Here is a 23922-nt window from a genome sequence, read left to right as displayed (position 1 = left end):
TCCCGGTTCGATCAGGTTAACGCTACCCTCTCCCCGCCCGTCCCACAAGAGCGGGAGGCGGGGCCTTCCCTCAGGTCATGGACGCCAGGGGGCGGATGGGAGCGGATGCCGCCCCCTTGTGCCCAGTCACCCTTTCAAGGTTGCTAGGGTGGCCTCGGCAAAGAGGTCGAGCCCCTCCTCAAGGAGATCGTCGGCGATCGTCAACGGCACATGGGTACGAATGACATGGGCCTTGCGCCCGGCGGTCAAGAAGATGAGGCCCTTGTCCCGCGCCATGCTCTGCAAGGCCGCGGCGAAGTCGGGATTTGGCTCCCGCGCGTCGGCATCGCGGACACATTCAATGGCTGCCATGGCCCCGGCCCGGCGAATGTCGCCAAAAATGCCCCTGGCTGGACCCTCCGCCAAGTCTCGCCAGCGCGCTTCGATCCGTTGACCGATCACTTCGGCCCGCTCGATCAAGCCCTCCTGCTCGATCACATCGAGAACGGCGAGGGCCGCCGCGCAGGCGACGGGATTGCCGCCAAAGGTCGACCCCATGCCCCCCGGCGCGATCTTATCGAACAGGCTCGCCTTGCCGGTGATTGCCCCCAAGGGCAGGCCGCCGGCAATGGACTTGGCACAGATTAAAAAGTCCGGCTCCACCCCAGCGTGCTCAATGGCGAACATCCGCCCGGTTCGGGCAAAGCCGGTCTGCACCTCGTCGGCGATCAATAAAATCCCGTGGGTCTCGCAAAATTCTTTGAGGCCGCGCAAATAGTCGATCGGGGCGGGGATGAACCCCCCCTCGCCCTGGACCGGTTCGATAATCACCGCCGCCACGTCTTCCGCCCGGATGGAGGTGCCAACGATGTGGTGAAGGCAATTCAGCGCCCCTTCCACACTCATGCCCATATAAGGGTTCGGATAAGGGGCGTGGTAGATATCAGGGGGGAATGGTCCGAACCCGGCCTTATAGGGTTCCGCCTTCCCGGTCAGGGCCGTCGCCAGCAGGGTCCGACCGTGAAACGCCCCCTCAAAGGCGATAAGGCCTGGCCGCCCCGTGATCCGACGGGCGAATTTGCATACCTGTTCGGTCGCTTCACTGCCGGTGTTGACGAACATCGTCTTATAGGCGCTGGCCCCGTTCCCGGCCTTGGCGACAAGCTCATTCAGCCGCTCGGCCAGCGCGATATAGGGCTCATATTGGGCGACACCGAACGCGGTGTGCACGACCTTGTCGAGCTGAGACTTGATCGCTTCTTGGACCTTGGGATGACGGTGCCCGACATTTAACACCCCGATGCCGGCGATGAAATCGATATAGCGTTTGCCGTCGACATCCCAGATTTCCGCCCCCTCGGCCCGCTCCGCGTAGAGGCCTGATTTGGAGGGCAAGCCCATCGGGCACGCGTCGTTTCGGCGGGCGACCAACAGCTCGGTTGAGGGATAATCATTGCTGCCGGCGGCGGTCATGGGGCGATCCTTCGGAAAGGGTGATACCAAAGGCGGTGAGTTGCCACGCCCTTGCCCTTCACGCAATATCGAGGCTCGCGCCGCTGGCGGCATCTCTCCTTTCTTTTGCGCCCTGGCCATGCCATCGGCTCATCATGTTCGCAGGTCCCCGCAAATGCCAAGGGGACGGCCGAAAGGAGCTTCCGCCATGTCCATCGATGCGCTGCGTACCCCAGATGATCGCTTTGTCGACCTGCCCGATTACCCGTTTGCCCCCACCTATTGCGAGGACTTGGCGGGGTATGAGGGCCTTCGGCTCCACTACGTCGATGAAGGTCAGGGGCCTGTGACCTTCCTCTGCCTTCATGGGGAGCCAACCTGGAGCTATCTGTACCGCAAGATGATCCCGCATTTCGTCAATGCCGGACATCGCGTCGTGGCGCCGGATCTGTTCGGGTTCGGACGGTCCGATAAACCGGTGGCGGACGCGGTCTATACTTTTTCTTTCCACCGCAACGCCCTCTTGCGGTTTATCGAGCGGCTCGATCTTTCGAATATCTGCCTTGTTTGCCAGGATTGGGGCGGCATTCTCGGTTTGACCCTGCCCCTGGATATGCCGGAGCGCTTTACCCGGCTGATCGTCATGAATACCGGCCTTCCCGCCGGAGAGGAGGCGCCGAAGGGCTTTGCCGCGTGGCGGGCGCTCAATAGGGCTACCCCCGACCTCGATGTGGCACGACTGGTAAAGGGCGGCGCATCGATCCTCTCGGCGGCCGAGGCCGAAGCCTATGCCGCCCCCTTCCCCGATCAACGATACAAGGCCGGGGTCCGCCGCTTTACCGAACTGGTCATGCTGCGAGACGGCGACGCCCCCCTCACCCCCGATCAGGCCGAAGGAGCGGAGATTGCCCTTAGGGCCCGCCGCTATTGGCGGGAGGATTGGGCCGGGGACAGCTTCATGGCGATCGGCATGAAAGATCCCGTTGTGGGTCCGGCGCAAATGCACAGGCTTGCGGCGCTGATCAAAGGCTGCCCAACACCCCTCGAGATTCCTGAAGGCGGGCATTTCGTGCAGGAATGGGGCAACGAAATCGCGCCCGCTGCATTGTCTCATATGAAATTGACCTGACACGGCAGGGACGCGCGGCGATCCTCGCCGTCGCCGCCCAACAAAGCGGCGCTAGGTCTTGTGACAAGAGCACCCGACAGGAGAGGCCACCCCATGCTACATCTGACCGTCCAAGATCATCCCATTCCCCGGCTTGGCTTTGGCACCTGGCAATTGGAAGGCGAGGATGCCCGGACCAGCACCAGGACCGCCATCGAAACAGGCTATCGCCACATCGATGGCGCCGCGATCTACAAAAACGAAAAAAAGGTTGGCGAAGGGATCAAAGACAGCGGCATCCCCCGGGACGAGCTGTTCGTCACGACCAAGATTTGGAACGAGGATATCCAAAAGGGACGGCATAGCGAGGCCGTGGACGAGAGCCTCGATCGTCTCGGCCTCGACTATGTCAATCTTATCCTCCTGCATTGGCCGATCAATGACATGCCGATCGCCGACCAGGTTGGTCCGTTGGCGGAGATAAAACGCTCCGGCCGCGCCAAGCTAATCGGTATTTCGAATTACAATCAGGCGCAATTTCTCGAAGCCGTGAGCGCCTCGGAGGAGCCCCTCGCCGCCATACAGTGCGAGTACCACCCCATGCTCGACCAAGACCCCATCTTAAAGACCGCCCGGGGCTTTGACATGATGTTCACGAGCTATTCGCCGCTTGGTCGCGGAGAAGCCATGAGCAACCCCGCGATCGAGCGCCTCGCTGAACAGCATGGCAAGACACCGGCGCAGATCATCCTGCGCTGGCACCTTCAGCAAGCGAATGTCGCAGCGATCCCCAAGGCAACGTCGAAGGCACATATCGAGCAGAACTTCGATATCTTCGACTTCGAGCTGAGTGCCACCGATATGAAAACAATCTACGGACTGATGAAGCCCGATGGCCGCATGGTCGATCCCGACTGGGCGCCGGATTGGGACACGGGCGTTGCGGCCTAAGGCTCTGACCTAGAGCCGTCTCGATCATTCGGGATCATGGGACGTCTCTTAGGTCTTCGTTCTTCGGTTTCAGGTGAACCGTTATCCGCTTCACCTGAAACCGCTCCCCCGAGGGACGGCGTGCGCCCCCTCTATTCTCAGCAAGACCAGATATCGAAGAGGTCCAGATCGCCTAAAAAGGAGAAATGGTCAGAGCCGGGATTTTCGACTTCGACGCCATCGACAAGAACCTGGACCTTCTCCACATCCTCGACCTCAAGCCCCATCGTGTCGAACTCATAGTCCCACCAGCTGAAATATTTGGCGTGGTCGATGAAGTCGGCGATGTCCTCACGGACATCCTCCCGCGCCCATTCCGCCGCGGTCAGCTCAAAGACCAGGGTGTCGATGCCCCAATCCCCGTCATATTTGTCGAACGAGCCGACATTGTCCGACATATTGTAGATCAGCGTGTCATTGCCTGAATTGCCGTCAAGGACATCATTGCCCGCGCCGCCAACCAGGGTGTCCACACCGTCCCAGCCGATCAGCCTGTCATTACCGGCTCCGCCTTCGAGAAGGTCACGACCGTCACTGCCGATCAGGGTATCGTTGCCGGCCCGGCCGGAAATGCGGTCCCATCCGTCGTCGCCGACAAGATAGTCATCGCCGAAGCCGCCGCTGATGACATCCGCGCCCTTACCGCCGTCGATGCGGTCATCGCCAAGGCCCCCATTAAGGATGTCCAGGCCGTCACCGCCATCGATGATGTCGTCCCCCGGCCCGCCATTAATCAAATCGAGGCCGTCGCCGCCTTCAAGGCCATCGTCTCCCGCCCCGCCATTGACCACATCATTGCCATCACCGGCGAGGATTTCGTCATCGGCGCGGGTACCGGACAGAACGTCCCGGTCGTCGGTCCCTTCGATCGTTTGATCGTATTCACGCTCAGGTTCAGGCTGATACCAGGACGGCGTGTACCAAAAAGAAAAAAAGCTCATCTGCCATACTCCCAAATTGGTCGACTTCCCTTTGGACTTCTCCTCCGGTGAAGACGGAAGAGAGCCATGGCCGACCTTAACAATAGTATATGCAAGAAATCGGTGAGCCTCCATGAAGTTAAAAAACAGAGTTAACTTTCAACCCCGAAATGTATACTTGAGAAAACTTCACCTGCCGAGGGTGCCGGATAGAAGGGATCATCCGCGGGAATTGAATCGCCGAGGCGATGCTTCTAGGGCGCCCCTATGGCCCAAGCGGTTCCCCTTGGCGTCCTTTGTTTGATCCGGAAAAGTGCATGGCCGATCCTCAAACCTTGTCGTTCGCCGACGCTCTCGAGGGCGACCGGGCCGATCGAGCAGCCTTTGCGTCAGCGCTTGTCCAAAGCCTCAAAGACACGGGCTTTGTCATCCTTATCGATCACGGCATCGATCTCACCCGGTTGAATGACGTCTACGAGACCGTCGCCGCCTTTTTCGCCCAGGCGGAAGACGACAAGGCACGCTTCATCGTCGGGCGCGATGGTCAGCGCGGATACACCCCCTTCGGGCGGGAAAGCGCCAAGGACACCGCCATCCCCGATCTGAAGGAATTTTGGCATGTGGGGCGAGAGGCGGTGGCGCCGAATGTCTGGCCCGATCACCCCCCGGCCTTCCGATCCGAAATCTCCTGGCTCTACGAAGCCTTGGACGCCACGGGGCATGGGCTGCTTGCCGCCCTTGAGGAAGGGCTCGGCGTTGGAGCGGGCGACCTCACCCGTCTTGCCGAAGGCGGGAATTCGGTGCTCCGCCTCCTCCACTATCCCCCGGTGACGGCGACAGCCCCGCCCGGCAGCTTAAGGGCCGCCGCCCATGAAGACATCAATCTGATCACCCTCCTCGTCGCGGCCTCCGCCGAAGGGCTTGAGCTTCTCTCGCGCGATGGCGAATGGCGCGCCATTGACGCGCCTCCAGATGCGCTGATCGTCGACAGCGGCGATATGCTCGCACGATTGACCAATGGCTTTCTGCCCGCCACCACCCATCGTGTCGTTCGGCCGCGCACGGTCAATCGCTCACGGTACTCCTTACCCTACTTCCTTCACCCAAGGCCCGACGCCCTGCTTGCCTGCCTCGACGGATTTCGGGACGGGTCGGAAGCGCCCCCCATTCTCGCCGCCGACTTTCTGGCCCAACGCCTGGCGGCCATCGGCCTGACTTGACCGCCCCTTCCCTTCGCCGGGGGAGGACATAAATCTGAAGCTTGCTCTGCCGGAGGCCCTATGAGTGATACGCAGCCGAAATTGATCGTCCGCAACGCCATGGTGGCCGATGCCCCCGCTGTCGTGTCGCTCAGTCGTCGGGTCTACGGCGATGTTGAAAGCTACTCGCCAAGCGAAATTCGTGGGCAGATCAATAATTTTCCCGAAGGCCAATTCGTTGCGGAATATGAAGGTCAGATCGTCGGCTATTGCGCCACTTTCATCATCGATGAGGACATTGCCCTTGGACGGCATACCTGGATGGAAATTACCGGCGGCGGCTATGCGGCTCGGCACAACCCCGACGGCAATATGCTCTACGGCATGGAGGTCTGTGTCGACCCGTCATTCCGACGGCTGCGCATCGGCCAACGCTTCTACCGCGTGCGGCGAGAACTTTGCCAATATCTTGAACTGAAGGGCATCGTCTTTGGCGGTCGCATGCCTGGATACGGAAAAAAATTGGCGAATTATCCGACGGGGGCGGCCTATCTCAACGCGGTAATTGAAAAAGACATCCGCGATCAGGTGATCAACTTTCAGATGGCGCAAGGCTTCGAACCGATCGGCGTCCTGCCCGGCTACATGCCCTCGGACACACCGTCCCGTGGTTATGCCACCCATATGGTCTGGTGGAATCCCCTCCACCACGATGCCGAGCGGGCTGTCTCCACAACGCGGCACCATGATCGCCTGCCCCAGCGTGTGCGGGTGGCCACCGTGCAGTTCCAGATGCGACGGATCGAGAACACCAGCGAATTTGAGAGTAACATTGAATATTTCGTCGACGTGGCCTCGGACTACGAAGCTGACTTCGTCGCCTTTCCGGAGCTCTTTACCCTGCAATTGCTAGCGCTCGAGGAACAACGCCTCGCCCCCCTCGAAGCCATCAAGAAGATTACAAAGTACAAGGATCGTTTTTGCACGTTCATGCAGCAACTTGCCGTGAGCTATAACATCAACATCATCGGCGGGTCGCACCCGACGATGATGGAAAATGGCGATATCCGTAACGTCTCTTACGTCTTCTTGAGGGACGGAGCCGTTTATTCCCAGGATAAGCTTCATCCGACGCCGTCGGAGCGGCGTTGGTGGAACATCAAGGGCGGTGTGGGCTCGGCCATGATCCCCACCGATTGCGGTCCGATCGGTGTGATGATTTGTTATGATTCTGAGTTCCCCGAGCTAGCGAGAACCTTGGTCGATCAGGGGGCAATGATTTTGTTCGTTCCGTTCTGTACGGACGAGCGACGGGGCTATTTACGGGTTCGCTATTGCTGTCATGCCCGGGCTGTGGAAAATCAGTGCTATGTCGTAATGTCCGGCGTGGTTGGAAATCTGCCGAATGTCGAAACGATGGATATTCACTATGCAGAGAGTTGCATACTGACCCCTTCGGATTTTCCGTTCGCACGCGACGGTGTGGCCGCCGATACCGCCGCGAATACCGAGACCATCGCCATTGCCGACCTGTCCTTGCGGGATCTCCTCACCAGCCGTCAGTCAGGATCGGTCAGAAACCTCGCTGACCGTCGCTTCGACCTTTATTCCGTCAGGTTCGCAAAGGGCTCCAATGATGGGACCGACAATGCCGCGGGCCCGGCACGACAGCCGGGTCATCGCGAAGCGGCGGAGTGAGCGGAGGAACCGCCCTGCCTCTTGGCCGTTCTTCATATGGAGAATGGAGGTTTCCCATGCGCGTATTGATTGCCGGCGCGACTGGCCTGACCGGTCGGCGCCTGACCCAACAGCTTCTCGATGCTCAACACACGCCCATTGCCATGGTGCGTAAAGGATCGGACTGGGAAGATCTGCCCCAAGGCGTGATCATTCGCGAGGGCGACCTCACCGCCATCGATGCCTCTCTTCTGGATGGGATTGATGCGGTGGTCTTCGCGGCCGGGTCGGGAGGTGACACGTCCACCGAGATGACTGAAAAGGTCGATCGCGATGGCGCTATCGCCTTGATCGACCTGGCCGTTCGTCAAGGGGTGGAGCGATTTGTGATGCTCAGTTCCATCGGCACCGACAATCCCGGAGAGGCGCCCGCCCCAATGCGCCCCTATCTGGAAGCGAAACGCGCGGCGGACGATCATCTCAAGCAATCAGGGCTTCAATATACAATCGTCCGTCCGGTGTCCCTGACAAAGGAAGAGGGCAGCCGAGCAGTCATTCTGGGCCAGGATGTCGATCCTGATGCAAGCGCCGCCCGCGGCGATGTGGCCGCTATACTGCTCAGGGCATTGTCTGACGACACACTCTGCAATCAAACCTTCGATATGCAATCGGCGGCTTGAGGGCGAGAAGCGCCGGCGCAGGAGGGCGTCGGCGCGAGATCGTCGCACGCCTCCTCCCCCGAGAGGGGCATGGCAGATCCGCCATTGGGAGGGCCACCATTGGGAGGGTCCATTGACGCGCTGCGGTGCATGCCTACTCTCAGGTTTGGCCCAATGATGAGAAGGACATCGCCGATGAAGTTCACCGGAACAGACAATTATGTTGCGACCGATGATCTGAAGATGGCGGTCAACGCGGCTGTCGCGTTAGAGCGCCCGTTGCTGATCAAGGGGGAACCGGGGACGGGCAAGACCGTGCTCGCCAAGGAGGTCGCCAAGGCCCTCGGCATGTCGCTGATCGAATGGCACGTCAAATCCACCACCAAGGCGCAGCAAGGGCTTTATGAATATGATGCCGTGGCCCGCCTACGCGACAGCCAACTTGGCGAAGCCAAAGCGTCCGATGTCTCGAACTACATCAAGCGCGGCAAATTGTGGGAGGCGTTCACGGCCGCCGAACGCCCTGTCCTGCTGATCGACGAGATCGACAAGGCGGATATCGAGTTCCCCAATGACTTGCTGCAAGAACTCGATCGAATGGAGTTCTTTGTCTACGAAACGAATGAGACCATCACGGCGAAAACGCGGCCTGTGGTGATCATCACCTCGAACAACGAAAAGGAATTGCCCGACGCCTTTTTGCGACGGTGCTTCTTTCACTATATTCGCTTCCCCGACGCCGAGACGATGCAGGATATTGTCGAGGTGCATTTCCCCAATCTCAAAAAAGAATTGGTCGGCAGCGCCCTTAAGACCTTCTATCAAATGCGGGATACGCCGGGGTTGAAGAAAAAGCCCTCGACCTCGGAATTGCTGGATTGGCTTAAATTGCTCATGGTTGAGGACGTGGATCTCACCGTTCTGCGGGAAAAAGATCCCCGCAAGGCCATTCCGCCTCTCCACGGCGCCCTCCTCAAGAATGAGCAGGACGTGCATTTGTTCGAAAGACTGGCCTTCATGGCCCGTCGGGACGGGGGCTAAGCCCCCACCCCGGTAGCGCATGAAGCGTTCCTTTTTGGAAGGCGCGCCAATAGGGCCGCTGACAGGGCCTTAGGCTGTTTCCTTGACCGCTTCATCGGCCGGATTTGTCAGGCGGCGGGCGCTGCGTTCGCGGCGCATGGCGCCGTCCTCTTCGAGCAAGATACCAAGATCCTCAAGGCGCTCTTGCATGGCCGCCAGCTCCTCACTGCTTTTGCCGGATTCTTCACCGAAACGCAGCTCCAGAAACAGGTGATCGTACTCATCGCTCAGCTTACGGCTGAGTTTCATGAGGCCGTCGGCCGCATCCCTCACCCCTTCGCTCGCCGCCGCGTGCAACGCTCTCAGCGCGCCGCCTTCGGACACCAAGTCGGCGGGCGTTCCGTCCATCAGACCCGATTGAATGAGGCCGATCCGTCCCAGCGCAGGGTCGTGCCGTGATTGGTTCGCCCGGCGATAGCAGGTGATCGCCGTATGGAACATCTTGGCGGCGGACAGCCGCATGAACAATTCGCCGAGGTAATATTGAGCCGCCGGGTCATCATGATGGCTGCTCAGTGTCGCCAGGACTTTATCGTAATCATCCGGCGTTAGCTGCTCTTGCTCCTCCACCGCCAATTGTACGGCGGTGGTGGCTTCCTCGACACTCATCGGTGTTTTCGCTGCACTCGACTCCGACATACCAACCCTCAATTTCCTCTCCGCCCCCCTGCGCCGCAGTAGGGTATCTTTTTCGACCCTAAATGCAAAAGGGGGGCCAGCAGATCAGCCCCCGTTGTCATCCTATGGGATGGGGGGCCTGATGACATTTTCACGACCTCATTTCCCCCGGTAAAATTGCTTAACAACCCGTAAATGCGGCTGGACCTGCGGGCTTTCCCCCGCCACACTACGGACACGCTTGAGGGGGCGCTTGCGAGATGGGGAAACTTCTTGCCTTTCTTCTGGGGTTGATCGGCTTGGCGATCGGGTCCCAGGCAATGAATTTCACAACCCTGTTCAGCGAGCGGCTCGACGAACGTCTTGTCGAGCTTGAAGGATTGGCGCTCGATATCGAGCAGTCTTGGGAAGCGAATAATCTATCCCGCGACACTGTGGGCGAGAATTGTGTGCGCTACACCGCCGATGTGTCGACCCTCGTCCCCTGCCTTCGGGACTTGCTGATTTATAGCCGCTACGAAATGCTGGCCTCGGTAGACGAGCGGCTGAACGGTGCCGCCCCGTGGGAACGACCCATTCTGCTTGGCCAGGCCTTAGTGACCCAAAGCTGTCAGACGCCCGTGGTCGATACGCCCAATTTATCGCCGGCAGAAGCGGAGGACGTCACAGCGCGGGTTGAAGAGGCGGTCACCCGCCTGCGAGACTCCCGCAGCGCCGGACCTATTTGCGTCGGCGATATCGCCCGCCGCGTGGCGGATGATTATGTGATGACCAAGGCGGCGGTCCCAACATCGGCGGTGGGGATTATCTACACGGCGGGGGGATTTGTTCTGTTCTGGGTGGTGTTCAGATTGATCTTCGCCATTATCGGCCTCCCCTTCCGGCAGCGATATGCCTACTGACGACTCCCTGCGGGGCGCATAGGACACGGCTGTGCCCCTTCTACAAGCGGGGGGGAGTGGCGGCCCTTCCCGCGCTTCGCAACTACGCCCGGGTCTTATCGGCCTGAGGGTCGCCGCCTCAGCTGTCCGTCGTCTCAGCTGTCCATTGTGATGAGGCGCCGCAGCTCGGCAATCAGGCTCGCATGGCTTTCCGTCTTGGCCGCTGCGGCCGAGGGTGCCGAAAGCTCCTGGGATAGCAGCGCGGCGATCTCCTCGCCATTTTCGGCAATATAGATCCCAGGGGCCCCCTTAAGGGCTTTGACCGTGGCCAATTGATGGTCGTTGCGGTGCTCGCCCTTATCGTGGCGCCGCGGGACCAGGATCACCGGCTTCTCGAACCGCCGAGCCGACAGAACGGTGCCAATGCCGGCATGACCGATGATGACGCGTGCCTGACGGAACAAAGTGTCAAATTCCGAAGGGGTCAGCATAGGCCGGGCAGAAAGATGCGCCCTAGGCGTTGTATCTGGTCCGACCTGCGCCACCACGTCTTCGGACAAGCCCTCGGCCAGATCGTCCACTGTCTGAATCAACCGAGGAAAAGGTAACTGAGTCCCAACGGTTACAAAAATCATAGGACCCGCCCTGCGAAATCAGCGCCCTCTGCCGCGGCGACGTGCTCCCATTGGGACATCCAATGATCCGCGAACCGACGCGCCAAACGGCCCGACATGGACATTTCCTCAGCATTCGCCACGGAGTCGACCCAGATGGTTTTCTTCCCCAGAGTTTTTCCGATGGCCAAAGCGATCACACCGGGCAGTGCCCCTGTGGTGATGATGACCTCAGGCCGCTTACGGAGCAAAAGCCCGAGAAGCGCGAGCGTGCACTGAACGATTTTAAGTTTTTCGTTACGGTTGCAGTCCGGGACGATAGTGACCGGCGTTGCGTCATATTGTTCTGCAAGACCAGGCAAGGTCGTGACATAATCAACATGCTGATCGCCGTAGGCATCACGCATCATCATCAATTGATGCCAATGGCCACCGCCAGACGCGATCGCCATAACCCGACGGAAAGATGTCACACCAGCCTTGGTCATTGGGGGGAACCCCTTTTACGCTTTGGGCTGATCACCGAGGACGTTCCGCCCGGCTACGTGAAATACGGGGCGAGCTGTCCCTTTTTCGGTCTTCCCTTGCGGTTTGTCGTGCTTCAGCGTGCGGGTCGGCAAGCTCCCGACAGCGGGGCGTCGATTATCGCTCAGCAAGCTCGGCCGCTGAGTCCGCCCCCCCGGTGCGCCGCCACTCACGCCGCCGCCAAGGCCCTCGGACGTCCATGCCCGCTGCTTTTTCAGATCGACATTATTGAGAACGATCCCACTGATCATTGCGCCACATTCCCAAAGAAGGTTGTAACCCTCAACCGCAATCCCCTTCGCCGTGTCGCCCCACTTCACCACATAAGCTACGGCATCCGCCTTAGCGCAGAGAACCCGGCTATCGGCGACCGAGAGCACCGGCGGCGTATCGAGAATCACACGATCGAAATGGTTACGCAGTTCCGCGAGCAATTCGTCGAATTGGGGCGTCCCCAAGATCGGCGAGGCCAGGGGCGTTTGGCCGAAGAGCGGCAGGAAATAGGCGCCGGTTTGATCATCACGCAAGATCGCGTCTTCGAAGTCGGCCCGTCCGGCCAGCACATCGACCAACCCCACCGCATTCTCCATCCCCGGTCCCATTGCCCCATCGGAAGCGCATTCAACCACCACGACCGACTGCCCCGCCATGGACACCACACGGGCGAGACCGAAGGAAACGGTGGTCTTCCCCTCCCCTGCCACAGCGGAGGTCACCGCGATGACTTGAGCAGGGATATCGCCTCGCTGCTGCATCATCGACGCGAGCAGAATACGGAAACTTTCCGCGAAGGTGGAATTCGGTTTCTCCAGCATGAACCCGGCATCGAGGGTCTTATATTGGCGCCGCTCCGTCGGTGTCAGCGACGACTGGAAGGATGGGACAATCGACAGTAGTCGCTTTGAGAATGTGTCACGCACATCCGAGGGTGTCCGCAGCCCGTTTTCCATCAACTCTCGAGCGATGACCGCCGCCCCGCCGGCCCCTGCGGCGCACACGAAGCCGATAAGGGCGAACAAAAGGGGATCGGGCCAGGAAGGATCGGAGGGGGTGTCTGCCAGAGAGAGGATACGCGAATCCGCTGTCTGCACGCCCTCTTGGGTGGAAGTCTCACCGAAGCGCTTGAGGAATGCCTCATAGGTTGCCCCGGCCGTTGCGGCTTCTCGCTCTAAAACGCTCAGTGTCGCCTTCGCACTATTGGTATCCTGCAAAGTCGCCGACACGGCATCGAGACTACGGCGCAGCGAAGTGACCCGGCTTCGCGCGGCGGCGGCTTGGGCCTCAAGGTCATCGACATTTCGCTGTACATCGGCGGTCAACTGTCCCCGAATCGCCACCAATTCGTCCTGCGCGATGAGAAGAGACGGATGCCGCGGCCCGTAGCGCCGGGACAACTCGGCCACTTGGCGCACCGCTTCGGCTTCCTGAGCCCTGAGGGCAGAAATCGACGTATTGACCCGCGTATTACCGACGCTGGCACTACCGCCACTTTGGGCCAATTGCCGGGCAGCCTCAAGAGCCGCTTGGACCTCGGCATAGGCGGCGCTGGCCTCTGCCAATTCATTGCTGAGATCCGCTAATTGTCGCTGCACCACAGACTGATCGTCTTCGGAGGACAACATCGGATTTTCGGTCCGAAACTCGGCAAGCCTTTGATCGGCCGCCAGCGCAGTCTGGCGTAATTCATCAAGACGGCTCTTAAGGAAACTCGACGCTTCACGGGTGGCCGTCCGCTTTAATTCAAGCTGCGCGTTCACATATTCAGTCACCAGAGTATTGACCACGGTCGTCGCCATCTCCGGCGAGGAATGGGTGAAGGCCACGTCGATGACAAAGGCAAGGCCGGACCGAGAGACAGAAAGCCCATCTTGCAAGGCCGTTGTGGCCGCGGTCACGGCCTCGACATCGGTCATTGACTCATCGTCATCCTTGGTGAGGAAGTCAGGATTATTGGCGAGATCGAGTTTCTCGACAACCCGGCGGGCGAGGGATCGAGAGGACAGGACCCGCGCTTCGGTATCGACCGAGTAGGTATCAACCCGATCGTCCTGAACGACCAGATCTTCCGTGACGACCCGCTGCTCTCTCGTGTCGACAAGGATTCGCGCACTCGCCGTATATTTTGGCTCCATCGCCGTATAGAGGGCGGCAACGGCGGCAAGAACAATGGCAGCCACAACCAGGAACAGCAGCGCGCGCCGACGCGCCATCAGAAAGAGAGCTTGGATATCAATGATGAGATCGTTGCGATCGTTCATCTTATCCATCGTACCATTCTTAAAACTGTTCATGGCCGTCCCGCCGACTAAAATTTATACGACAAGGTCGTGAACGCCCTGGCAGCATCGAAATCACGACCCAGCACCTCAGAATCGGTATCCTGGCTAAACGCGCTCACCCGCGTTTGGACATCTAATGACCGATTGATATCAATCCGACTGCCCACAGATAATTGTCCGCGTTCGATATTTACATCGACTTCATCAAAATCTTCTTGGCGCCAACGGCTCTCAAGGAACACCTGAAGGTTTGAGTTAACATCATAAACAGTCGAGCCCGAAACAGACGTTTCGATTGCGCTCGCCGCCGTGGCCGCATTGATACTATCCTGGAGGCCCCGACCCGCTTCGAGGGCAAAACTCAAACGCCGTAACGGCTGATAGATGACCTCCGCCGCAAACGCCCCGCCAGTCTGTTCGTCAAAGGCATCGCTTTCGAATTCACGGGACAGGAATCCAACGCTCACCTCACCGCGCACAAAACTGTTGGGCTCGAAGGCAACCCCCGCCAACAGCTCGATGGCGGTCGAGTCGAAATCCGTCGAGGGGTCGAGGGCGTCGATAGTACGCACCTTGACTTCCCCGGCGGTGAATAGCGACAGCCCCTCGGTCCGGCGATAGTCGACCCGAAGATCGACAACGTATTCTTCGCTATCTTCGAACCGCTCAATGGTCGACGTCTCGAGGTCGACGACATCCTCAATATCCGTCTTACGGAATGTCACCGACCCCACCGTGCGAAAGGTCCCTGGATCATGCACGATCCCGGCAAAGGCAGTGGTCTGGCGGAATTGCACCGGTCGCTCGGGGGGGGAGACGACGCGCGAATTTTCCCGCGAAATGACGCGTTGGCGCATATCCAGGCCCGCCTGAAGGTTCACGACATCGCCGACATTAGACAATGTCCGACCGCCAACGGCCCATTCCTCGAAATCCTGATCGCTCTCGGAGTCGTATTTGCGCACAGAGCCACTGGCAAAGGTCGTGATTTCATTGCCCCCCGCCGTGGCCCGCGAAATCACTTCGGCGCCCAACTCGCCGTAATAATCCTCCAACTCATCGGTTTCAGCCGCTCGGATATTATCCTCAAACCCAAATCCCGCATTTGCCTCCGATTGGATCGCAAAAGGGCCAAGTTCGATCGGTGTCTTATCCTTTTTCCGCGTCCCAGCAATATCGATCAACGCCCGCCCATCTACAGGCGGAGTCGTTGCCGGCGGAACGACCATGCCGTTATATTGGGCAGCAGCACCGGTGGCAACGACACTGCCCAGCGAGACCAGGGACAGAACGAGCATCGTTTGAGATGCGCGGTGTGGCATTATTGTCTTCTTCTCTTCTGAATACCGCAATTTTAGAAAATCCTGCTCTGTTGTCCGCACTCAGGCAGCGGGTTGAAAGTCGTTCGGACGCCCAAACCCTCGCAAAGAAGGCCCTTTGGCGTGTCGAAACGTTCTGCAAACAATGCACCGTCTCCCCATGTTACCGACGATGACGATCCCGCGAAAAAACCGGCGTCGGCCTCCCCGCGTGGGAGCGCTAGCGCGCTGTTCGTGGCAACGCCGCCCATTCCATCCGATGATTGGCGCTCGGTTACGCACCAGTTTTTCAACCGACGGCGGCGATCGGGTGTGGCGATCTTGGCCGGCGTGAGTCTCGGCCTTTGTGGATTTCTCACCATCATTGCCCTCATCTGATCGTCTTCCCTGGGTAATAATGACGGATCAAAAATACCGTTCGACGACCCGGATCGTATCCCCTGGCAGAACAGCCGTGGCTGAACTGGCAGCGACCCGCCGCTCTTCGGTTTCCCCAGAGCGGGTGATGTACACATATTGCTCCTGCGCCCGGAGCGTAAAACCGGAGGCCAGGGCAACGGCCTTCAGAACCGTCATCTCCGGCTCAAAATCGTAGCGACCCGGCTGATTGACCTCGCCGAGGATATAGAAGGGGCGCCAATTGACGAGCTGCACACTGACCTTTGGATCCCGAACAAATCCATTGGAGAGCGCTTGAACGATAATCTCGTCGAGTTCAGTGACGGTCAGGCCGATGGCTTGAATATCGTCCGCCAGGGCCAAGTCGAGCGTCCCATCCGGCGAGATCACGTATTCTCCGCCGATTTCTTCCTCGCCATACACCGCAATCTCAATACGATCGCCGGCCTGAAGGTGATAGTCGTTGACCGAGCTGACGAAGTCGGGTTGCGCGCCAGACTCAAGCGGTGTGGTCGCGGCACATCCAGCCAGAAAGACAAGGGATAACAGAAAGGTCAGAAGTCGCATAGTTATCGCATTCCTCTCGCTTCGCGATTTCATGTCACCTTAGAGGACCTGCCGACAACACTGCGTCCTTGCCGCAATCTCCGACCTACCGCCCCCTGTGACCGGATAAGGGTACCGTTGGAAGAACTTGCTTAACAACTCGTATCCACAGAGTCCGCGAACAAAGGCGGAGGGCCAATTCTCCCCCCTCTGACCGATGCCCACCCCCCGAGAACGTTATCGAAACGCCAACCATCTCGGCTACACAAGTACTTTAAAACTCTTTACTCGACAGGAATGCCCCCCAGTGCCGCCCCCTTTCGTTACATCCCACACGGAAGGAACACGTCCCCATGGAAGGGAGCGCGATAGCGGCCTCAGAAGGCGTTCTCATCTTTCAATAAGGTCGCCGCTGTCTTCAGAATGATCCCGATGTCGCGACGAAGCGACCAATCAGACACATAATCCAAATCGAGCGCGATGCGCCGCTGGATCTTTTCCCGGGTTTCTGTTTGCCCGCGCGACCCGCTCACCTGTGCCCATCCCGTGATCCCGGGGCGAGCCCGGAAGCGTTCAATATAGCGTGCATCAACCGTCATGAATTCGCGATCATGTTCAATCGCATGAGGTCGCGGCCCCACAAAGGACATATCCCCCTTCAAGACATTGATGAGCTGAGGCAATTCGTCGACCGACGTTTTGCGAAGAAACCGACCGATACGCGTCACGCGCGGATCAGTCCGCGTCGCCTGCTGCACGCTGACATTGTCCTGACGCATGGAGCGAAATTTGTAGATCTTGAATGGCTTGCCACCAAACCCGCCCCGCTCCTGCCGGAAAAATCCAGGCCCCGGCGAGTCGAGCCGCACCAGCACCCACGCCGACACCAACAAAGGGGACAGCACCAGCAAGGCCCCCGCCGACATCACAACATCGAAGGCGCGCTTTGTAATCCCGCCCAGCGGACGGCGCAAAATCGTGTAATCGTCAGGCGCGAAACTGATGAACCCATCCTTCGCGGCGAGACTTGTCGAGACCCGAGAATGAAACTCCGGATCAGAAGGGTCGAACTCGACTAAATCTTTCGTCTGCAGAATACTCATGAGCAGCACCCCAGTTTTTCACAGCCCGCCATCATCCATTTGCAATTTCTACCCACGGCTCCCAGAGCCAGGGCGATTACTCGGTAAGGATGCGCTTTGCTTCCATCACTTCTAGCCAAGATTGAGCCAATTTTATGTCGCGATGATCTCGACCTCAGAAATGTTACAATATTTATGGGCCAAGGTCGACTTCTTCGCAAGCGCAAAAAAGACACGTCTGTCACCCAGTTTTGCGAATTCGTGATGCTCAGTTTCGTTCCCGTCATGCGTCCGGCCTCCCCCTCCCTGATGGCCGGAGCATTCATCGCCCCCCAGCCCGTATCTCGGGAAGCGGGTGAGCAAGAGCTGTGCCGGATCTGGAGAGATACCGGCCGTAATTCCTAAAAAAGGATAAAAAGGATAAGAGACTTGCCGATTGCCAGCCGGTCACATCTCGCTATGCTGCGCTGCAAATAGGATGGGGTTTGGCGGCAAGGAATAGGCCGAGCATGTCTTGGCACGCTCTTCGCAATTGCGAGCCTTCTCGGCTAGCGTTCACAAAGTCATGAAAGCCAAGCCTTCGAACGTACAAAGCCAATATAAAGGGGCGAAAACAGTGTCCATGAGCAGCAGTCATCGGGTGGATGGTTCTGACGGGTCGGAAGAGGCTCATTTTTCTCCTGTCGATACGACCTCCTACAACCATCCGCTGAGCTCAACCGTTGGGTATTTCCTCAACCTATTGAAGCGGCGCTGGTTGACCCTCACCCTTGTGTCGGCCGTTGTATTTGCCCTTGGCGCTGCCGCCTCGTTGATGCTCGTTACCCAAACCTACCAGGCCACCACCAAGATTCGCATCGACCCCACGCTGAATCCCCTGGCGGGGAGCTATGGTGAGGCGCGGGCGAGCTTGACCTCGGAATTGATTGAGACGGAAATCGGGGTCATGGGCTCCCTGCCGGTGGCTGAGGCCGTCGTCGCCGACCTCGGTCTGTTGGATGAGCCCGCCTACGCGTCCTTGCTTCCCGAAAACGCAAGCACGCTTAGTGAGGCGCGACAGCAGTCTATCCTGGCCGAGCGGCTTCTCGCCAATGTATCTCCGAGGCGGGATCGACTGAGTTACGCCATTCTCCTCCGTTATGAACACGAAAACCCGATAGAGGCAGCACGCCTCGCCAATGCGTTTACCGAGGCCTATCTCGACTTGAAGGTGTCCTCGAGCCGTCAGCGAGCCGAGCAACAGGCCTCCTTTTTCGAGGAGCGTCTGGAGGAATTGCGCGAGGATGTCCGCGAGGCAAATGAGCGCTTGACTCAATATCGCGCCGAGGCCGGGATTACCGAGGGGGGACGGACCGGGACCCTGACCGACGAACAAGTCGCCCCTCTGGTGACGCAACTCGCTAACGCCGAGGCGGCCCAGGCAACCGCCCAGTCGGCCCTTCAAGCGGCCCGTCGTCAGGTCCGCCTCAATGGCCTTAATTCGATCAGCCCCCGTACCGGCGCCACGGTCATCGAAGGCATGCGCGCTCGACGCACGGAAATTCTAAGCAATCTGGCCGATGTCGAAAGCCGCTATGGCGAGGCGCATGTCCAGACCCGCCAGGCGCGGGAACAACTCAGTTCGATCAATGCTCAAATCGAGGCGGAGGCGCGCCGCATCCTCGAAGCCCTCGAATCCGATGTCCAAGCTTCCTCCGCGAGGGTACAGAGTCTCAGGCGGACCCTCGCCTCCCTTGAAGACGAACAGGAAAGCAACAGCCGGGCAGCGGTGATTGCGGACAGTCTTGAACGAGAAGCCGAAGCCGCCAACGAGGCCTATCGGCGCATTGCGCAAATGTCGCTGGAAAGTACCCAAGGGGTTCAGAACTCAATCGCCCAAGCCGAAATCATCGAATATGCCAGCATACCGGAATATCCGAGTACCCCCAGCGAGAAAGTCCTTCTCTTCGCAAGCTTGCTCTTCGCCATCGGCATTGGCTCGGGGACGGTGCTGACCCAAGAACTCCTTGTCACTGGTCCTCGGACCCTCGCCGATGTGGAGCAACTTCTCGGTCATCCCGTCTTGGCCGCCGTCCGCCGCACGCCACAGAAAAAATCACCGTCGCATATGGTGATCAGCGACCCCGCCTCCGATGTCGCCGAGGCGTATCGCAATGCCCGAACCTCCATCTTTAAACGAGCCGGGAACAAGCCCCCCCGGGTCGTTGCCATTACCTCAAGCCTGCCTAATGAAGGCAAGACCACGACGGCTTTGGGGCTCAGCCGCAGTTTGGCGAAAAGTGGGGTCCGCACCATCTTGATCGACTGCGACCTCCGAAAAGCGGGGCTGACCTCGTCCTTCAAGGTCGACAATCATTCCATTGGGATCGAAGAGGTCCTGAATGATGGCGCCGATCTGTCCGATGCTCTGCTGAGCGATCGTACCGGCCTCCATATTCTTCCGGTCAGCAAACGCAATTACAGTGGTCAGGATATCCTTGATCGCGATGCCTTCAGCCGCCTCCTCGATAGTTTGAGAACCAATTACGAGGCCGTGATCCTCGACCTTCCCCCAACGCTTGGGCTGGTGGACTCACGGGTGACTGCATCTCTGGCGGACGCCGTAGTCCTAGTGGTTCGGTGGTCGAAGACTCCTTTTCAGGCCATGCGCCTTGCCGCGGAAACCCTCGAACGAGATGAAAGTAATCTGGTAGGAGCCATCTATACTTTCGTCGACCGCAGGGCCGAAGGCATGGGATCGCTCTCCTATTGGAGCTATTTCGACGATTACTACATGACGGAGTCAGCCAAGGGGAAACGGTCCGCAAAGAGCTAAGCCTATCGCGCTTGATGGGAGGGAATAGTGTCACTCTTTTCAAGCATCTTGGGCACTGCGCTACTCAGCGGACCCCTCTTAGCTGTCGGCCCCTGCGCGTTTTGGTGGAATATGACCGCGCCCTGGGCCCAGAATGATGAGGTCATCGGCTTTCGCTTCGAACGTCACCTGGCGGGCACGTACGGCCCCTTATACGGCGCCTTGGCAGTGGGCACGTCCCTCGTACCAGAGCGGCGCACAGGGGCGTTCGAGCCGCCGAGTTCGTCGACACCGCAGACGCGCTGCAACGATCCACAAGACTTTGCCCCCTCGACCCCGGCGAGCCGTCTTATTCCCGTCAGCGAGACGGAGTTTTGGTGGGCCTCGCCGGCGCCGTGGCGGGGGGACAAGCCGGGGGCCTTTGCCATCCGCTTTGAACGCGACGCGGGCGGGGCCGATCCGATCGACATCGGCCCCCCTTACGAACCCTGGAGGCGTACAGGGGAGTTTGAATTCGCATCCATCGATTTCGTCCCGAACGAGGATGAACCGGTCTTCACGTTTTCAAATGACCTCGGCGCCCAGGATTACGCTCTCCAGATCAACGGATCCTATGTCTTTGGTGGATCCTATCATGGGGGCGAGTCCATCGAGACCGAGACTGTCCGAGTCGATGGCGAGGCTGTCGATCCCACCCTGGCTCATTACGGGGCCTCTCTCGAAATCGATCGCCGCTCAACCGTCGAATATGGTCCTGACCAACTCCTCGGGGTCAATTTTGCACTGACCGTTTCCCAGGGGGCCTTTCTTTCCGAGGCGACGGATTTCACATCCACCGAAGCGTTTGCGAGCGGCATTTTCCCGCACATGGAAATCGCCAGCGCCGATTTCACCCAAGCGCTGCTTTATGACGGCAAGGAGGTCACGATTGTCGATGTGGCCGAGCCGGGCCGACATGACCTCTCTACTCAGGCCGATGTGACCTTGCGGGATCCGCAAAAGGGATATGTCATAAGGACGGTCAGTTCAGCGCCCATAGGTGTCTTGGACGATTACAAGACGACCTACGTTCAACGAAACGCGACGCGGTCGAAATTATATTTCCAGCTCAATTCGACGGCGGGGGAGGAGCTTGGACATTTCTCCGTCAGCCGAAATACGGTCTTCGGCAAAACCCGCCGCGGGGCCTCAGGCAATTTCGACGATCGCCTGCCGCCTTGCATCGATCGGTAGGCGGCTCGGGGAGCGCTTTAACGGCCCCTCTTTCCGCCAAGGGATCACACGCGGTCAATCGTTGTTGTTTCGCCCCCTTGTTCGTCTTTCCATGTGGTTCATACTGCACCGCGAAAGATGGCATAGGCGCTGCAGTCCGCTATTCGGCTCAAGGGGCTAAACGCGCTTGGCCCGGAGAAACGACCGCTTCGGCCATCCGATGGTTTAACGTTGAAGGGTAATGGTTTCGCGATGAGCACTTTATCACCGACAAGCCCGCCTTTCGGCGATTACGCGGCGAAGCAGTCCGTCGATTGGTATCGAGCGATCTTTGTTGGACTTTGTATTGTCGCCGTCTTTTTCATGACAACGCCCTTCACTTTTCGGGTGATCGGCATGGACCCCAGCCAGGGCATCATTCGTGACCCGACAACCCTCAAGCGGATCTCCGGCGGATCGAACATGATCGTTTATTCCGGACGATTATTTCTCCTCTCGATTCTGCTGTTCTGGTGTCTTCCCGATTGGCGTCGCCTCGCCGGCGGGTTGTCTCGATTTGTGCCCTTTTTGCCCTTCGTGGTGTGGACGGCGCTCTCCCTGACATGGACCGACAGCCTTTCCACCAGCGCCATCGGATTTGTCGTTCTGATGATGATTATCCTGACGATCTATGTGATCGCGATCCGGCTGCAGCCCGAGCAGGTCGCGAATGTCTTTCTGTGGGGGGCGGTTCTGATCGCCATCTGCACGTTCCTGTGGGTTTTCCTCGTCCCGAGTGAGGGCGTGCACCAGTACTCGGATAGTTCACAATCGGTGCATACCGGGTCGTGGCGCGGGATCTATCAGCACAAGAACCACTTGGGACAGGTGGTGGCCATTTTCGGAACAGGCCTTCTCTTCGCCGGGCGCGCGGTCTTCCCTCGACAATGGGTCCGCTATGCGACCATTGCCGCCTTTTGCGTTATTTGCATGATGAGTAACTCCGCCAGCAGCATATTCGTCCTGATCACCGCTCCGGTGCTGACCCTCGCCTATTTCAAATTGCGGTCGGTCTACCGATATCTGGCCCTGATTATCGCAATCCCGATGATCTTTATCCTCATGATCATCGCCGGTCAGCTCTTGGTCCTGCTCGGGCGTGACCCTAGCTTGACTGGCCGAACCGATATCTGGGCTCTCGCCATCGACCATATCGCGCGTGAACCTGTGACCGGCTATGGGTTCGTTTCGCCGACCTTTGGAACCTTCACCTATGATCTGATCCAAATGATGGGGGTCTTCGGGGCCCATAATGGCTATCTCGACATGGCCCTCGGCACGGGCCTTGTCGGCTTGGCGACGTTCCTCCTCATCGTCGCCGCAGCAGGCAATAGCGCGCGGCGGTTACATGAAGGCTCCGAGAGTGAACGGCAAGCCGCGATGGTCATTGGCGGGATAATGATTGCCTGGCTGTTAGCAAATTGTTCAGAATCCAATCTTCGCCCTGCGGTGACGGTTGGCCCGATCGGTTGGATGGCGCTGTCTGCCCTCGTCTTCGCTCAGCCGCGGTTCCGGTTTCTTCAGGTGCGAAGCCAAACCATCGCGTCAGTTCCCTCTGATAACGGTGCTATTTCGCCCGATCGCGCTTGATATGCCCCCTCGAAAAAAGGAGACCCCGCTGTGGACCTATCGACCGGCGGCGGCCCCCCTGTGGTCAGCGTCATCATCCCGGCCTACAAATCGGCAGATGTCCTTCCCCAGACCTTGGCGACCGTCACGCAACAGACATTCACCGCGTGGGAAGCCATCATCGTGGATGATTGTTCCCCGGACGATATCGTGTCAGCCATCAAGCCCTTTGCCGACGACCCGCGCATCCGCTTAGTCCACCATGCCCACAATCAAGGGGCCGCGGCCGCGCGTAACACCGGTATAGGCGAGGCCAGGGGTCGGTTCGTCGCCTTTCTCGACGCCGATGACGAATGGCATCCCGATAAATTAGCGAAGCAGGTCCAAGCGGTCGAAGCCGCCCCCCACCCGAACCGTGTTTTCTGCGTGACCCGCACGAAGGTGGTCGTTGACGAGGACAAATGGATCGTCAAACCCGCTCGCTTGAAAGCCGACTCCGAGCCGCTCGATGAGTTCATCTTTGTGCGAGGGGGGTTTTGTCAGACGAGTTCGTTCTTTCTCTCCCGCGATCTCGCCGCACAGATTCGCTGGAAGGATCTCCGGGCCGGTGAGGATCACCTCTTTGCGATCGAGGCCACCGCCGCAGGGTCGTATCTGTTGATCGACGAGCTCCTGACGATCTACCACGACGAATATAACCCCAATCGTCTGAGCAATGATAAAACGCTGGAGAGCGGACGCGCTTTTATGGATGTTGCGCGGCCTCTGATCTCGCAAAAAGCGCTGCGCGGCTATGAGGCGCGGTATCTCGGGCCGTCGCTCCTCCGCAAAGAGCCAGTCCGGGGCCTTTGGACCATCTGCGATGCAACACTCAGGGGGGCACTGCACCCCCGCTTTGCCCTGACTGTCCTTCTGCGAACCCTCGTCCCGCGCGACTTCTATCAGGGGATGAGAGCCCGTCTTCTTTCTCGGTAACGCGAC

At 59.0% G+C, this 23922-nt stretch carries 20 protein-coding genes; 11 read left to right on the top strand and 9 right to left on the bottom strand.

Going from position 1 to position 23922, the window contains the following annotated elements:
- Positions 1 to 126: 126 nt before the first annotated feature.
- Positions 127 to 1452 (bottom strand): 4-aminobutyrate--2-oxoglutarate transaminase, encoded by a 1326-nt coding sequence (gene gabT / locus PB2503_RS06415; protein ID WP_013300423.1) that lies wholly within the window; start codon positions 1450 to 1452, stop codon positions 127 to 129.
- 187 nt (positions 1453 to 1639) lie between these two features.
- Here gabT and PB2503_RS06410 point away from each other — a divergent pair, with 187 nt between their 5' ends.
- Together PB2503_RS06410 and PB2503_RS06405 are read left to right on the top strand one after the other, a co-directional pair.
- Entirely contained in the window at positions 1640 to 2560 is a 921-nt protein-coding gene (locus PB2503_RS06410) for a haloalkane dehalogenase (protein WP_013300422.1), read from the top strand.
- A gap of 93 nt (positions 2561 to 2653) precedes the next feature.
- On the top strand, positions 2654 to 3490 hold the full coding sequence (locus PB2503_RS06405; protein ID WP_013300421.1) for an aldo/keto reductase: 837 nt from the start codon (positions 2654 to 2656) through the stop codon (positions 3488 to 3490).
- Between the two features lie 137 nt (positions 3491 to 3627).
- On the opposite strand, the gene PB2503_RS13905 is transcribed toward PB2503_RS06405, so the two are convergent.
- Positions 3628 to 4470 carry a calcium-binding protein gene (locus tag PB2503_RS13905; RefSeq protein WP_013300420.1) on the bottom strand — a complete coding sequence of 281 codons (843 nt, stop codon included), beginning with the start codon at positions 4468 to 4470 and terminating at the stop codon, positions 3628 to 3630.
- Between the two features lie 296 nt (positions 4471 to 4766).
- On the opposite strand from PB2503_RS13905, the gene PB2503_RS06395 reads away from it, so the two are divergent.
- The 4 genes from PB2503_RS06395 (at position 4767) to PB2503_RS06380 (ending at position 9025) form a co-directional block, all read left to right on the top strand.
- Entirely contained in the window at positions 4767 to 5669 is a 903-nt protein-coding gene (locus PB2503_RS06395; RefSeq protein ID WP_013300419.1) for an isopenicillin N synthase family dioxygenase, read from the top strand.
- A gap of 60 nt (positions 5670 to 5729) precedes the next feature.
- Positions 5730 to 7346: a carbon-nitrogen hydrolase family protein gene (locus PB2503_RS06390; protein WP_013300418.1), complete on the top strand. Its 1617-nt coding sequence runs from the start codon at positions 5730 to 5732 to the stop codon at positions 7344 to 7346.
- Positions 7347 to 7402: 56 nt separating this feature from the next.
- Positions 7403 to 8005, top strand: a complete 603-nt coding sequence (locus PB2503_RS06385; RefSeq protein ID WP_013300417.1) for an SDR family oxidoreductase — start codon at positions 7403 to 7405, stop codon at positions 8003 to 8005.
- 174 nt (positions 8006 to 8179) lie between these two features.
- Positions 8180 to 9025: an AAA family ATPase gene (locus tag PB2503_RS06380; RefSeq protein WP_013300416.1), complete on the top strand. Its 846-nt coding sequence runs from the start codon at positions 8180 to 8182 to the stop codon at positions 9023 to 9025.
- 69 nt (positions 9026 to 9094) lie between these two features.
- Here the strand turns inward: PB2503_RS06380 and PB2503_RS06375 are convergent, their stop codons facing one another.
- Positions 9095 to 9703, bottom strand: coding sequence for a hypothetical protein (locus PB2503_RS06375; RefSeq protein WP_041534920.1), 609 nt, complete (start codon positions 9701 to 9703; stop codon positions 9095 to 9097).
- 239 nt (positions 9704 to 9942) lie between these two features.
- Here PB2503_RS06375 and PB2503_RS06370 point away from each other — a divergent pair, with 239 nt between their 5' ends.
- Positions 9943 to 10584, top strand: a complete 642-nt coding sequence (locus PB2503_RS06370) for a hypothetical protein (protein WP_013300414.1) — start codon at positions 9943 to 9945, stop codon at positions 10582 to 10584.
- Between the two features lie 134 nt (positions 10585 to 10718).
- Here the strand turns inward: PB2503_RS06370 and PB2503_RS06365 are convergent, their stop codons facing one another.
- The 6 genes from PB2503_RS06365 to PB2503_RS06335 all read right to left on the bottom strand — a co-directional run bounded on the left by PB2503_RS06365 (position 10719) and on the right by PB2503_RS06335 (position 17348).
- On the bottom strand, positions 10719 to 11198 hold the full coding sequence (locus PB2503_RS06365) for a glycosyltransferase (RefSeq protein WP_013300413.1): 480 nt from the start codon (positions 11196 to 11198) through the stop codon (positions 10719 to 10721).
- Entirely contained in the window at positions 11195 to 11665 is a 471-nt protein-coding gene (locus tag PB2503_RS06360) for a glycosyltransferase family protein (RefSeq protein WP_013300412.1), read from the bottom strand. Before PB2503_RS06360 ends, PB2503_RS06365 begins: the two co-directional genes overlap by 4 nt.
- A 15-nt stretch (positions 11666 to 11680) precedes the next feature.
- The gene (locus PB2503_RS06355; protein WP_013300411.1) at positions 11681 to 13969 is read right to left on the bottom strand and encodes a GumC family protein; all 2289 of its coding nucleotides are present in this window, start codon (positions 13967 to 13969) and stop codon (positions 11681 to 11683) included.
- 38 nt (positions 13970 to 14007) lie between these two features.
- Positions 14008 to 15303 (bottom strand): outer membrane beta-barrel protein, encoded by a 1296-nt coding sequence (locus PB2503_RS06350; RefSeq protein WP_083810995.1) that lies wholly within the window; start codon positions 15301 to 15303, stop codon positions 14008 to 14010.
- Positions 15304 to 15705: 402 nt separating this feature from the next.
- Complete coding sequence (locus PB2503_RS06340) at positions 15706 to 16266, bottom strand: polysaccharide biosynthesis/export family protein (protein ID WP_013300408.1); 561 nt, start codon at positions 16264 to 16266, stop codon at positions 15706 to 15708.
- Between the two features lie 356 nt (positions 16267 to 16622).
- Positions 16623 to 17348: a sugar transferase gene (locus PB2503_RS06335; protein ID WP_148235216.1), complete on the bottom strand. Its 726-nt coding sequence runs from the start codon at positions 17346 to 17348 to the stop codon at positions 16623 to 16625.
- Between the two features lie 601 nt (positions 17349 to 17949).
- Between PB2503_RS06335 and PB2503_RS06325 the strand changes: the two genes are divergently transcribed.
- From PB2503_RS06325 to PB2503_RS06310, 4 genes are all read left to right on the top strand, one after another.
- Positions 17950 to 20142 carry a GumC family protein gene (locus tag PB2503_RS06325; RefSeq protein WP_013300405.1) on the top strand — a complete coding sequence of 731 codons (2193 nt, stop codon included), beginning with the start codon at positions 17950 to 17952 and terminating at the stop codon, positions 20140 to 20142.
- A gap of 111 nt (positions 20143 to 20253) precedes the next feature.
- On the top strand, positions 20254 to 21354 hold the full coding sequence (locus PB2503_RS06320; RefSeq protein ID WP_013300404.1) for a hypothetical protein: 1101 nt from the start codon (positions 20254 to 20256) through the stop codon (positions 21352 to 21354).
- A gap of 231 nt (positions 21355 to 21585) precedes the next feature.
- The gene (locus PB2503_RS06315; protein ID WP_013300403.1) at positions 21586 to 22962 is read left to right on the top strand and encodes an O-antigen ligase family protein; all 1377 of its coding nucleotides are present in this window, start codon (positions 21586 to 21588) and stop codon (positions 22960 to 22962) included.
- Positions 22963 to 22992: 30 nt separating this feature from the next.
- A complete protein-coding gene (locus PB2503_RS06310; RefSeq protein WP_013300402.1) occupies positions 22993 to 23916 on the top strand; it encodes a glycosyltransferase family 2 protein in 924 nt (307 codons plus the stop codon).
- The last annotated feature ends 6 nt before the right edge of the window (positions 23917 to 23922 follow it).

The sequence above is a fragment of the Parvularcula bermudensis HTCC2503 genome (genome assembly GCF_000152825.2).
Taxonomy (GTDB): Bacteria; Pseudomonadota; Alphaproteobacteria; order Caulobacterales; family Parvularculaceae; genus Parvularcula; species Parvularcula bermudensis.
The sequence above is the reverse complement of the archived record's forward strand: the minus strand, read 5'-3'. Positions and strand labels throughout refer to the sequence as shown.

What these genes read in the sequence shown, in the direction of transcription:
- gabT (WP_013300423.1), bottom strand. Translation starts at nt 1,452, where the DNA reads ATGACCGCCGCCGGCAGCAATGATTATCCCTCAACCGAGCTGTTGGTC.
- PB2503_RS06410 (WP_013300422.1), top strand. Translation starts at nt 1,640, where the DNA reads ATGTCCATCGATGCGCTGCGTACCCCAGATGATCGCTTTGTCGACCTG.
- PB2503_RS06405 (WP_013300421.1), top strand. Translation starts at nt 2,654, where the DNA reads ATGCTACATCTGACCGTCCAAGATCATCCCATTCCCCGGCTTGGCTTT.
- PB2503_RS13905 (WP_013300420.1), bottom strand. Translation starts at nt 4,470, where the DNA reads ATGAGCTTTTTTTCTTTTTGGTACACGCCGTCCTGGTATCAGCCTGAA.
- PB2503_RS06395 (WP_013300419.1), top strand. Translation starts at nt 4,767, where the DNA reads ATGGCCGATCCTCAAACCTTGTCGTTCGCCGACGCTCTCGAGGGCGAC.
- PB2503_RS06390 (WP_013300418.1), top strand. Translation starts at nt 5,730, where the DNA reads ATGAGTGATACGCAGCCGAAATTGATCGTCCGCAACGCCATGGTGGCC.
- PB2503_RS06385 (WP_013300417.1), top strand. Translation starts at nt 7,403, where the DNA reads ATGCGCGTATTGATTGCCGGCGCGACTGGCCTGACCGGTCGGCGCCTG.
- PB2503_RS06380 (WP_013300416.1), top strand. Translation starts at nt 8,180, where the DNA reads ATGAAGTTCACCGGAACAGACAATTATGTTGCGACCGATGATCTGAAG.
- PB2503_RS06375 (WP_041534920.1), bottom strand. Translation starts at nt 9,703, where the DNA reads ATGTCGGAGTCGAGTGCAGCGAAAACACCGATGAGTGTCGAGGAAGCC.
- PB2503_RS06370 (WP_013300414.1), top strand. Translation starts at nt 9,943, where the DNA reads ATGGGGAAACTTCTTGCCTTTCTTCTGGGGTTGATCGGCTTGGCGATC.
- PB2503_RS06365 (WP_013300413.1), bottom strand. Translation starts at nt 11,198, where the DNA reads ATGATTTTTGTAACCGTTGGGACTCAGTTACCTTTTCCTCGGTTGATT.
- PB2503_RS06360 (WP_013300412.1), bottom strand. Translation starts at nt 11,665, where the DNA reads ATGACCAAGGCTGGTGTGACATCTTTCCGTCGGGTTATGGCGATCGCG.
- PB2503_RS06355 (WP_013300411.1), bottom strand. Translation starts at nt 13,969, where the DNA reads ATGGATAAGATGAACGATCGCAACGATCTCATCATTGATATCCAAGCT.
- PB2503_RS06350 (WP_083810995.1), bottom strand. Translation starts at nt 15,303, where the DNA reads ATGCCACACCGCGCATCTCAAACGATGCTCGTTCTGTCCCTGGTCTCG.
- PB2503_RS06340 (WP_013300408.1), bottom strand. Translation starts at nt 16,266, where the DNA reads ATGCGACTTCTGACCTTTCTGTTATCCCTTGTCTTTCTGGCTGGATGT.
- PB2503_RS06335 (WP_148235216.1), bottom strand. Translation starts at nt 17,348, where the DNA reads ATGAGTATTCTGCAGACGAAAGATTTAGTCGAGTTCGACCCTTCTGAT.
- PB2503_RS06325 (WP_013300405.1), top strand. Translation starts at nt 17,950, where the DNA reads ATGAGCAGCAGTCATCGGGTGGATGGTTCTGACGGGTCGGAAGAGGCT.
- PB2503_RS06320 (WP_013300404.1), top strand. Translation starts at nt 20,254, where the DNA reads ATGACCGCGCCCTGGGCCCAGAATGATGAGGTCATCGGCTTTCGCTTC.
- PB2503_RS06315 (WP_013300403.1), top strand. Translation starts at nt 21,586, where the DNA reads ATGAGCACTTTATCACCGACAAGCCCGCCTTTCGGCGATTACGCGGCG.